Source organism: Methylotetracoccus oryzae, assembly GCF_006175985.1.
GTDB classification, from domain to species: Bacteria; Pseudomonadota; Gammaproteobacteria; order Methylococcales; family Methylococcaceae; genus Methylotetracoccus; species Methylotetracoccus oryzae.
On sequence record NZ_SRSH01000028.1, the window covers coordinates 12,205 to 24,301 of the forward strand.

At 64.1% G+C, this 12,097-nt stretch carries 4 protein-coding genes; 3 read left to right on the forward strand and 1 reads right to left on the reverse strand.

Features of this window, described 5'->3' with window-relative positions; genetic code table 11:
• Positions 1–87: 87 nt before the first annotated feature.
• The 3 genes from BWR02_RS19820 to BWR02_RS19830 all read left to right on the forward strand — a co-directional run bounded on the left by BWR02_RS19820 (position 88) and on the right by BWR02_RS19830 (position 9,224).
• A complete protein-coding gene (locus tag BWR02_RS19820) occupies positions 88–6,963 on the forward strand; it encodes a PAS domain S-box protein (RefSeq protein WP_139559643.1) in 6,876 nt (2,291 codons plus the stop codon).
• Between the two features lie 103 nt (positions 6,964–7,066).
• Positions 7,067–8,593 (forward strand): ATP-binding protein, encoded by a 1,527-nt coding sequence (locus BWR02_RS21390; RefSeq protein WP_139559644.1) that lies wholly within the window; start codon positions 7,067–7,069, stop codon positions 8,591–8,593.
• A gap of 37 nt (positions 8,594–8,630) precedes the next feature.
• Positions 8,631–9,224, forward strand: a complete 594-nt coding sequence (locus BWR02_RS19830; protein WP_139559645.1) for a hypothetical protein — start codon at positions 8,631–8,633, stop codon at positions 9,222–9,224.
• Positions 9,225–9,248: 24 nt separating this feature from the next.
• On the opposite strand, the gene BWR02_RS19835 is transcribed toward BWR02_RS19830, so the two are convergent.
• A complete protein-coding gene (locus BWR02_RS19835; RefSeq protein ID WP_139559646.1) occupies positions 9,249–11,948 on the reverse strand; it encodes a hybrid sensor histidine kinase/response regulator in 2,700 nt (899 codons plus the stop codon).
• Positions 11,949–12,097 lie beyond the last annotated feature (149 nt).

Below are 12,097 nucleotides of genomic sequence, written 5' to 3' on the forward strand. Positions count from 1 at the left end.
CACCGTCACCTCCGCGTTGCTCGCGACATTGAGTTCCTGCCGTTCTTGCCTAACAATCGGGGCGTTGAGTCTCCACGTCGCAATGACATGTTCAGCAATACCCTCGACGCGCTCGGTGTCGGCTTCTGGGAATACGACCTGGGTGCGGACCGACTGCACCTGAGTCCGCACCTGCGCGCGCAATTCGGTGACGGCGAACTGCCTGCGGGGGAGGTACCACTGGCGGCCTGGCTCGCACGGATGCATCCCTGCGACCAGGACAGCTTGCGCTCGGCCCTGACCCAGCCGGCACCAGGCGAGGGATCGATCGCGCTGGAGTACCGTCTGCTGGACGCGGGCGGCCGATGGATCTGGCAACAAGCCCTCGGACGCGTCACGCAACGGGACCAGACAGGCAGAGCCCTGCGCAGCGAAGGTATCGTCAACGACATCAGCCGGTTCCGGCGCCAGCAGGAACATCTCGAACTGCAGCACGCCTTCAACCGTATCCGCAGCGACAGCCTGGACCGCGACACCCTGGCCGCGGCTATGCTCGAAGCGGTTCTGGGTCTGGCGGACCTGGATGCGGGCGGCTTCTACTTGCGGCGAGCCGATGGCGGCTTCGGGCTGCTCGCGCACCATGGGCTGAGTCTGGAGTTCGTCGACCGTACGGCCTGGCTCGCCCCCGGCAGTGGGCCGGCGCTCAGGATCGAAACCGGGCAGCGTGTGTGCAGTTGCGTCGATCACGACCCCGATTGCCGGGACATGGGGTTGATGGAGGATCCACGCCTGCAAGAGGAGGGCTTACAGTCGGTGATCGTGCTGCCGATCACGGTCGGTGGCGAAATCCGGGCCTGTCTGAACCTGGCCAGCAAACAGGTGCGGCGCCAGTCCGCCGATACCATTGTGTTTCTCGAGAGCCTGGCCGACCAGTTCGGTCATGCCCTGGATCGACTCCTGGCTCAGGAGCAGGCTGAAGGCCAACGGCAAAACCTCGAAGGTTTCTTCCAGGCGATAACCGACTTCGTGTTCGTCCTCGACCGTGAGGGCCGGATTCTGCACATCAATCAGGCCGTCCGGACCGTCCTCGGCTACGACGAACGGCTGATCGGCAACTCCGTATTGGCGGTTCATCCGCCGCGGGTCCGCGCCGAGGCCCAGCGCACTCTCGCCGACATACTGGCCGGCAAGCTCGAGTCCTGCCCGTTTCCACTGCAGCGGGCTGACGGCAGCGAGCTGATGGTGGATACCCGTGTCGTCTCCGGCACCTGGAACGGGAGACCCGCGCTGCTGGGCATTTCGCGCGACATGAGTGATCTCCACGCCGCACGAACCGAATTGGAATGGCGCGACCGCTACCAACGCGCCTTGCTGGACAACTTTCCCTTCATGGTCTGGCTCAAGGACCAGGAAGGCCGTTTCCTGGCCGTCAATGAGCCCTTCGCCAGCGCCTGCGGCCTTCCGGCCGACGACATTCAGGGCAAGACCGACTGCGAGGTCTGGCCGCGCGAACTGGCCGAGCGCTACCGGAGCGACGACCAGGCCGTCCTGCGATCCGGCCAGCCCAAGAACGTGGAGGAACCGCTGCAGGGACCGGACGGGACGACGTGGGTCGAAACCTTCAAGTCGCCGGTCCTGGTCGACGGGAGGGTGATCGGCACCGTGGGGTTCGCCCGGAATGTCACGGAACGCGCCACGGCCAGAGAAAATCTGGCGGCCGGGGAGGCGCTGCTGCGTGCCACGCTGGATGCCACGGCCGATGGCATCCTCGTCATCGACGATCAAGGCCGGGTGCAGTCGGCCAATCGACGCTTCCAGGAAATCTGGCGCATTCCGGACACCTTGATGCAAGTCGGTCACGATGCGGCCCTGCTCGACTTCGTCGTCGACCAACTGGTCGATCCTGAAGGCTTCCTGACGGGCGTGCAGCGTCTCTATGCGAGCGATGAAATCACTTTCGACACCCTGAACTTCAAGGACGGACGGACCTTCGAGCGCTACACCGTTCCGCTGCACACTGGCGGCACCCGCTCCAGGGTCTGGTCATTTCGCGACGTAACCGAACGCGAAGCAGCCTTTGCAGCCCTCGAGAAGGAGCGACGCCTGTTGGCCGGCCTGGTCGAGACCATTCCCGATCTGGTCTGGCTGAAAGGCCCGGACGGCGCTTACCTCGCGTGCAATCCACCCTTCGAGCGGCTCTACGGCAGCGGCGCGGCGGAAATCATCGGCAAGACGGACTTCGACTTCGTCGAGAGCTCATTGGCGAACTTCTTTCGCGCCAACGACCTGGCCGCGGTGCAGGCCGGGAAACCCCGTCGGAACGAGGAGGAACTGGTGTTCCGGGCCAATGGTTACCGAGGCCTGTTCGAAACCACCAAGACCCCGATGTTCGGCCCCGACGGCGAACTGATCGGCGTGCTCGGCATCGCCCATGACATCACGGCGGTCCGCGAGCAGGAGGCCGCGCTGCGCCGTATGGACGAACAACGGCGGCGGCTGATGAATCACTCGCGCGACGGCATACTGATCTTGAACGCCGATTTCCGCGTCATCGAAACCAATCAGCGGCAGGCAGAGCTCTTGGGTTACTCCCTGGACGAACTGCTTGGAAGGCCCGTTTGGGACATCGATGACGCCTGGACGGAGGCCGACATCCGCACCCGTTTCCCCGACCTGAGTCAGGTCAGCACGACGTTCGAAAGCCGACATCGCCGGAAGGATGGATCGGTTTACGATGCCGAAATCAGCGTCAATGGCGCGCTGGTCGACGGCCAGGCGGTATCGTTTTGCGTCACCCGCGACATCACGGATCGGAAACGGGCGGATGCGGCACTGCGTGAGAGCGAAGCCCGATTCCGCAGCCTTTTCGCCAACATGACCCAGGGCGTCTTCTACCAGGCTGCGGACGGGAGCCTGATCGACATCAACCCCGCCGCCTGCAAGCTGCTGGGCGTGGACCGGGGGGCGTTTCTGGCCTCGACCTGCCAGTCGCCCGACTGGAATGTACTGGACAGCGAGGGCCACCCGCTACCGCCCGCCCAACACCCATCCTTGCTGGCGCTGCACAGCGGACAGCCGGTGCTCGACACGCTGCTGGCGGTTCGCAACGCCATCAGCGGCGAATGGGTATGGCTGCAGGTCAACGCAATCCCGGAGTACGAACCCGGTGCCGAGCAGCCGCTCCGCGTCTTCGTCACACTGCACGACGTCACCGCCAGCCGGCGGGCTGCAAAAGCACTGCAGGAGAGCGAGGAGCGCCTCAGCGCGCTGCTGCGGCAGGCCGCGGACGGCATCGTACTGATCGATGGGGAAACCCTGCGTTTTGCCGAGTTCAACGACGCAGCCTGCAGCCAGCTGGGTTATTCCAGGGATGAATTCGCCGCGTTGGACCTGCCCGCGATCAACCCCGACGTCGGGAGCGCGGCGATGCACGAGGCGTTCAGGGAAATCATCGACCGGGGTGCCCTCGATTTCGAGACCACCCACCGCCACAAGGACGGCAGCCGACGCATCGTGCGCGTCACCAACCGGCCGGTGCACACGGGCGGGCACACCTACGTGGTGGCAATCTGGACCGACATCACCGTAGCGAAACAACAACAGGCCCGACTCAACGAAGCCCTGGCTTTCCTGCACGAGTCGCAGGCCATCGCGAGAGTGGGCGGCTGGAAGGCGAACCCGGCCACGGATCGGCTACTCTGGACCGAAGAAGTCTACCGACTGTGCGAACACCCGCTGGATTCGCCACCCGCCGGCCTGGAGGAAGGCCTCCGCTACTACGCGCCGGAATGCTTGCCACAGGTCCGTGGGGCACTCGCACACACCTTGGAAACCGGCGAGCCGTTCACGCTGGAATCCCGCATGATCACGCGCGCCGGACGCGAGTTCTGGGCGGAACTCCGCTGCATCGGCCGCGTTGAAGACCATGAGGAGGGAACGTACCTCACCGGCACCTTCCAGGACATCACCGAACGGCGAGCCGCCGCGCTCGCGCTGCGGGAAGCCGAAGCCCGCTGGAAATTCGCGCTGGAAGGCAGCGGGTTGGGCGTTTGGGACTGGGATATCGCCAGCGGGAAGGTGTATTTCTCACCGATCTGGAAGGCGATGATCGGCTATGCGGAGGATGAGTTCCCCGACCGTGTCGAAGCGTGGGAAAGCCACCTGCATCGCGAGGACAGGCCGCGCGTCGCGGCCGCCCTGGCGGCCTATTTCGGCGGCGACACCGACGACTATTCGGTCGAGTTTCGCCTTCGCGGCAAGGACGGGCGGTATCGCTGGATTCGCGCTAAAGGGATCGCGGTCGAACGCGACCCACAGGCAAGGCCCTTGCGCATGATCGGCGTGCATCTCGACATCGATGACGGCAAGCGGGCCGAGGAGTCGCGACAAGCCCTGATCCAGCGTCTGGGCAACATCATAGAAGCGACCCGCAGCGGTACCTGGGAATGGAACGTGGAGACCGGCGAGACGATCTTTAACGAACGCTGGGCCGAAATCCTCGGATACACGCTGCATGAACTCGAACCCTTGTCGATTCAGACCTGGCTGAACCTCGTCCACGCCGAAGACATCAAGCGCTCGCAGCAGGAGCTTGCGCGTCATTTCGCGGGCGAAGCCGGCTATTACGAATGCGAAGTACGCGTGCGCCACAAGGACGGTCGCTGGATCTGGGTACTCGACCGAGGCAAGGTCATCGACTGGACCCCGGACGGCAAACCCCACTGGATGTTCGGCACCCATCAGGACATCAGCGAGCGCAAGCGCATCGAAGCGGAACTGCAGCGCAGCGAGGACAATCTCAAGCGCGCCCAAGCAGTGTCGCATATCGGGAGCTGGTATCTGGACATTCCCTACGACCGGCTCGAATGGTCGGATGAAACCTATCGAATTTTCGGCATCGAACCGGGGAGTCGGATCAGTCTGACGCGCTTCCTTGAGGGCACGGATCCGGACGATAGGCCAGCTGTGGCGGATGCCTGGGCCGCGGCACTGAAAGGAGCCCCCTACGACATCGAACACCGCATCCGGGTGGATGGCATCACCAAATGGGTACGCGAGCAGGCGGAAATCCACTTCGCCAACGACGGCACACCGCTGAGCGGCCTGGGCACCGTGCAGGACATCAGCGAGAGGAAGCGAACCGACCACGCCCTAAGAGAAAGCGAACAGCGCTTCCGCGCGATTGCCGACTCCGCACCGGCCCTGATCTGGATGGCCGGCGCCGGGCGGGAATGGACCTTCGTCAATCAGGTCTGGCTCGACTTCACCGGACGCAAGCCGGAACAGGAATTCGGCGATGGGTGGACTGCGGGGCTTCATCCCGACGACCTGCCGGCCTGTCTGGATCGCTATACCCGCGCGTTCGAGGCGCGCACACCGTTCACGATGGAATACCGGCTGCAACGGCACGACGGAGAATACCGCTGGATGCTCCAGAATGGCCGGCCGCGCTTTGACTACGAAGGCGAGTTCCTCGGCTTCATTGGCTCGTGCATCGACATCACCGAGCGTGTGGAGATGGAGCATCGGCTGGCGGAGACCACGCAGCGGGCCGAGGAAGCCAACCGTGCGAAAAGCGACTTCCTGGCGAACATGAGTCATGAGATCCGGACGCCGATGAACGCCATCATTGGCTTGACGCGCCTGGTACTGGACACCGACCTGATGCCACGGCAGCAGGACTACCTCGAAAAGGTGCAAGCGTCGTCGCAGGCCCTGTTGCGCTTGCTGAACGATATCCTGGACTATGCCAAAATCGAGGCCGGGCATCTGGAGATGGAACAGGCCCCCTTCGACCTGGGCAACGTGATCGAGAGTGTCGGCGACTTGTTCGCTATCCGGATCCAGGAGAAGGGACTGGGCTTTCGCGTCGTGATGGATCCGGATCTAGCCTATCCCCTGATTGGCGATTCGCTGCGCCTCGGTCAGATCTTTATCAATCTGGTTGGCAATGCCGTCAAATTCACCGAGCGTGGCGAGATTGTCGTGACAGTCGCTCTGACCGAACAGAATGCAACCACCGTGACGCTGGAAACCACCGTCCAGGACACTGGAATCGGCATTGCACCGGATCAGATCGAACGACTTTTCAGCTCGTTTTCGCAGGCCGACACTTCGATCACGCGGAAGTATGGGGGTACCGGACTCGGCCTCTCGATCACCCGTCGTCTGGTCGAACTGATGGGCGGACAAATCCACGTGCAGAGTGCACCGGGACAGGGCAGCGCCTTCACCTTCACCGCCCGCTTCCGACGCGCGACCGACGAATCCCTGCGGCGAGCCACTGCCGATCGCGTGCCGGCGGTCCGACAGCCCCAGAAATTGCAGGAACTGGCCCAGGCGATCCGCGGTGCACGCATCCTCGTGGTCGATGACGACGAGGCCAACCACACCGTGGCGCGAGGCCTGCTGAAGCGTCTGGGTCTGCTCAGCGACCACGCCCGCAGCGGGCGCGAAGCCATCGACAAGGCCGGACAGCGCGACTTCGATGCAATCCTGATGGATCTGCAGATGCCGGAGATGGACGGTTACGAGACCACACGACGATTGAAAGAGCGGCTGGGCTCCCAATGCCCGCCTGTCATCGCCCTGACGGCTGCCGCACTGCAGGCGCAGTGGCAAGCCTGTCGGGATGCGGGCATGGTGGACCGGGTGACCAAGCCGATCGAGCCGCAAGGGCTGGCCGCCAGCCTGCTCAGGTGGGTCACCCCCCCAAGGCGTCCGGCAGCCCCCGTGGGGCCGGCCCGGCGCCTTGGCGCCAGCGCGCTGGCGGAACTGCGATTGCAATTGGCCGAACTCACCGAACTCCTGGCAACGAACAAGCTGGCCGCCAAGTCGAGCGCCGAAGCGATCGCCTCGCGGCTGGCCGGAACGGATCTCGCCGAGCCATTCCACCCGGTCGGGGAAGCGGCGCGACAACTGAAATTCAAGACCGCTCGGGAAGCCTGTGCCGCCTTCATGGCCACCCATATGGCACCGTCATGAAGCGTGCGAATCGACTTCCCGCACCGTGTTCTGCGCCCCCGGCAAAGGCGCGTCGGCACCGGATGAAGCCCGACGTGCCGCGGTTGAACTGCCAAGACCCTCCATGACGAGTGCCCCCGTGTCGCATCGCCCCCAGTTGTTGGTCGTCGACGACCTGCCCGAAAACGTCGAGGTCATCGGCGAGTTTCTCGCTCCCGACTACGACATTCAGTGCGCCTTCTCCGGCCCCGAGGCGCTGGAGCTGTTGGCTCAGCACACACCGGACCTGATCCTGCTGGACGTCATGATGCCCGGCATGGACGGGTATACGGTCTGCGAGGCGCTGAAACGGGACGCGCGTACCGCAGCGGTTCCCGTCATCTTCGTCACGGCGCGTAACGACGCCGACAGCGAGACCCGGGCCCTCGCCGCAGGGGGCGTCGACTTCATCCACAAACCGGTCAACCGGGACGTGGTGCGCGCCCGGGTGGGAGTGCACCTCACACTGCGGGAACGGGAGCGACTGCTCCTCCGGCTCAACGACGAGTTGGAGCAGCTCAATGCCGAACTGGAGGAGCGGGTGGAGGAACGCACACAGGGCCTTCGCGATGCCATGATCCAGGCGGAGGCGGCACAACGCGCCAAGAGTCTGTTCCTGGCGAATGTCAGCCACGAGCTGCGGACACCGATGAACGGTATCCTGGGTTTCGCCGGACTGCTGAAAGGTCAGCTTGGAGAACCCCGCTTGCGCGAGCGCGTCGAGAAGATCGAGCAATCGGGACTGCAGCTGATGAGCATCGTGAACAGCATCATCGATGTCGCCCGCCTGGAAGCGGGCAAGGTCCACATCCAGTCCGAGCATTTCGTCTTGCGGACGATGTTCCAGGCGGTCGCAGCGTTGTGGGGCGGGCGCGCCGAAGCCAAGGGGCTGGAACTGTCCCTGGAGATCGATCCGGACTTGCCCACGACCCTCGTCGGGGACGGCGTGCGTCTGGGTCATGTCCTGCGCAATCTGGTCGGCAATGCGATCAAGTTCTCGTCGACGGGCCGCGTCACGCTGCGCGCGGGTCTTGTCCGGGTGATAAAGGAAACCGTGGCGGTCCGCTTCGAGGTGGAGGACCAGGGCATCGGCATCGAACCCGCGCTGCAGTCCGCGATCTTCGGGCTCTTCGAACAGGGCGACAATTCCAGCACGCGACGTTACGAAGGCGCCGGCCTGGGCTTGGCCATCTGCCAGCATCTCGTGCGACTGATGGGAGGCCAGATCGGCGTCGACAGCACACCCGGCGCAGGCAGTCGATTCTGGGTCAGCGTCTCGCTGAGGATGGGCGATCCGTCACGGGCCGATCGGGAGCCGGCGCAGTTGACGGCGAACGGAGACGCCGCACGGCAGGCCGCTGCGGCCCCGGTCGACTCGGCTGCAGCGCAGGAAATCGCCCATCGTCTGGAAGGGCTGCTCGCAGCCGGGAACTTCGAGGCGGTCGTGATCTGGTCGCACACGACGGCCGCGTTGAATCCGATCCTCGCCGACGCGGCAACCGCATTCAACGCGGCGATGGAAAACATGGACTTCGACTCGGCCCTGCAGCACCTGCGTAACGCCTTGCGCCACTCTCGACAACATTCCGGGAAGACAGGTAATGGCGACTGAGAGGGCTGCAAATCTTCCCGCCCAAGGCACACAGGCGGTGAGCCATCGAAGCGCCGCGGCTGCTGAAGGCCTCGCCCCGCAGCCAGACCTGGACGCCGGAACAACCCGCACGGCGGCGATACTCGACTGGCTGCTCGCATCGATGATGGGCCTGATGCTGCCTCTGGCTCCGATCGCTGCGAGTGTCATCGCCCGTGATGGCTCTTATCTGCGTCGCTATGGCGCAACCACGGCGAAGGCGGCCGGCCACTTGCAAGGACAGGTCAGGTCACGCGCGTTCTCCCGCTACCTGCTTTACGATGCCAACACGGCATCGACAGCGGATACTGTGGTTGGTCAGTGCACCCACTGCGGCAATTGCTGCTTGCACCGTCGGTGCATTTATCTCGACTGGAGTCCGGCGGGCGACTCACGCTGCCGCATCTACAACAGCCCGTTCTGGAAGGCGCTGGCGTGCGGTCGTTACCCGGAAAGCCGGCAGGACATTCAGTTATACGCGTGCCCGAGCTTCACCGCCGGCTCGCAGCCCGCGCCGGTGTCGTCGCAGGCGAAGCCCCTGACGTCCGGCTCGGGAGAGGTTCCGTCACGGTGGCAGTGTGTCCCGGATTCCAGGCCGCATTCGGAGCAATGAAGCCCAGACGCCATCACCCGGCATTCAGGCAAGACTCGGTTGGGACCGCTGGGACACTGGCGAACTCGCAACCCATCGATCCAGCACCTGGACAAGGTTCGGCAACGCGAAGGGCTTCGAGACATAATCGTCCATCCCGGCCGCCCGGCACAGTTCCTCGTCGCCTTTCATGGCGTTTGCCGTCATGGCGATGATCGGGAGATGCGACCCCGGCGCTTCCTGTTCGCGAATCCGGCGCGTGGCTTCGAACCCGTCCATCTCGGGCATCTGTACATCCATCAGAACGGCATCGTAGCGGCGCTTGCCGATCTGCTCGATGGCGCGCAGGCCGTTTTCGGCCAGATCGACGGCGTACCCGGCCTTGCCCAGCAGAATCAGGGCCAGCTTCTGGTTGACCGGATTGTCTTCGACTAACAGCAGATTCACACCTCGCCTGCCCGGCGCATGAAGATTCGCGGCTGGAGACCGTCGCGTTTCTCTGACAGCGGACCGTCCGAGCGTCGCCTCCAGCGTGCTCCGCAAGGTCTGGAGCTTGACCGGCTTGAGCAGGTAGGCCTCGCAGCCTCTCGCCCGCAGCCGGTCCGCGTCACCGCGCTGCCCCATCGATGTCAGGACGATGACCCGAGTCGCAGCCAGTTCAGGATCATCACTGATCTTGACGAGTGTCTGTTCACCATCCATCTCCGGCATCTGCATGTCGAGCAGCACCAGATCGAAGGGCTGCCCCGTGCGACTGGCCTGCCGCAGGATTCCCAGAGCCCGGCCGCCACTGTCGACCGTTTCGACGCGGCAACCGAAGCCTTCGAGCATTCGGGCCAGGATCACGCGGTTGGTTGCATTGTCGTCCACCCCCAGGACACGCAGGCCCTGCAGCGAGCTGGCACCCGAAGCCAAGGGTTCGGGAAGCGGGCGTTGCGCCGTGTCCTTGGCAAAGGTCAGCGTAAAGGAGAACCGGCTGCCGCGGCCCGGCTCGCTGTCGAGTTCGATCCGGCCGCCCATCGCCTCGACCAACTGCTTGCTGATGGCCAGACCCAGGCCTGTGCCCCCGTAGAGACGCGTCGTCGAACCATTGGCCTGTGTGAAGCGCTCGAACACGTCGGACTGGCGGTCGCGCGGAATCCCGATACCGGTATCGACCACCGAGAAGCCCAGCGTCTGTGAGGACGGCGTTTGCTCAACGAGTTGCGCGGACACCATGACCTCGCCGGCTTTGGTGAATTTGATCGCATTGCCGAGCAGGTTGATCAGGACCTGCCGCAGGCGCGCAGGATCACCGAGCAGGCTGGCCCCGAGTTCCGGCTGCACATGGCAGATCATTTCGAGTCCTTTCGCCTGGGCATGGTTCGCCAGCGTGTAGGCAACGTCTTCGACGATGGCTCGGGGCTCGAAGGGAATGTGCTCCAGACGCAGGCACTTCGCCTCGATCTTCGAGAAGTCGAGGATATCGTTCAGCAGGGTCAGCAGGGCTTCAGCGCTCTGGAGGGAGGTCGACAGATAGTCCCGCTGCTCGACCGACAACGCCGTGTCGAGTGCCAGCTCCAGCATGCCGATGATCCCGTTCATCGGCGTACGGATCTCGTGGCTCATGTTGGCGAGGAACTCGCTCTTGGCGCGATTCGCCTCCTCTGCCTGCTGAGCCGCGCGGATGTGATCGCTGACATCGTGAAAGATGGTCAGCGAACCGGCCCACTGGTCAGCGACATAGACTGGCGTCGAAGAGATCTCGACATCCACGACGGACCCGTCCTTGCGCTTGCGCTGGGTCACACTGCGGACGGTCTTCTGGTCGCGTATCGATTGCGCAAGCCTTGCGGCATCTTCCGCTCCGCCCGCCGGCGGACGAATCACGGCGTCGAGCGCCTGCCCGAGCGTCTCGCCCGGAACGTAGCCGAAAATCCCCTCGAAGGCCGGGTTGAGCGAATTGATCCGGCCCAGCGGATCGGTCACGGCAATGGCTGCCGGGCTGTATCGTTCCAGCGCTTCGCAGAAGTGTGTCTGGTATTCCAGCTCGTTCTCCGCCCGTTTGCGTTCGGTGACGTCGCGGAACAGGTACACGGTCCGCGCCTCACCTTGACTGCTGGGTATGACTTCGATGGACACCTCGAAAATGCCATTCAGCGACGGTATATCGACCTCGCCGGGAGACAGGTCCGAGAACGGTCGATCCGCCCCGCGGCCGAGCAACTGCGAGAAATCCTGACCTATCACCTCCTGGAACGTGGCGCCGAGTTGCCGCACAAAGGACTGGTTGGCACGCAATATCCGGCCTGACCCGTCGATGACGACGATGAGCTCGGCGATCGTATCGAAGGTTCGTTCCCATTCCCGCTTGCCTTCGCCGATCACGGTATCGAGTTCGCGATAGACATCGCGATCCAGATCGCGTTGTCGGCGCAGCGCATCGACGCGCCCTTCCAACTGCTTGATTCGGAGCTGATAGCCCTCCAGCCGTTGCCGCTTGCTGTCGTTGGCCCAGCCGAGGAAACCGAGGCTCAATCCCCAGAACGGCAAGACCGACAGTGCCAGCCAGTGAGCCAGTGTCTGCGCGGGCCCCGGCGCCACGGTCATCGGCTCGTCGAAGCCGGGCACCATGAAGTTCAGCGCCAGGCCGCATAGACCTCCGGTCACGGCCAACAGTGCATAGCGAAAGCCCGCCCGTGAACACACACCGGCGTAGTGGGACAAGGGTGGATGCGCAGCATTGATGGAAGGATGGCTGAACATGGCGCGAGCACCTGGGTAGTCGGTCGCCGGCCGCTGGCCGGCGGAACTGGGCCGCAACGATTACCGGGTGATCCCGCTCGCGAGACCCAAGGTCTTGGGCGAGGGCTTGGGCCCTCACGCAGAACTATAGTAAGGAGCGTTCGAGGGAG

Bases quoted from the DNA above. Each gene is read 5' to 3' on its own strand.
- BWR02_RS19820 (WP_139559643.1), top strand. From the start codon at position 88: ATGTTCAGCAATACCCTCGACGCGCTCGGTGTCGGCTTCTGGGAATAC.
- BWR02_RS21390 (WP_139559644.1), top strand. From the start codon at position 7,067: ATGACGAGTGCCCCCGTGTCGCATCGCCCCCAGTTGTTGGTCGTCGAC.
- BWR02_RS19835 (WP_139559646.1), bottom strand. From the start codon at position 11,948: ATGTTCAGCCATCCTTCCATCAATGCTGCGCATCCACCCTTGTCCCAC.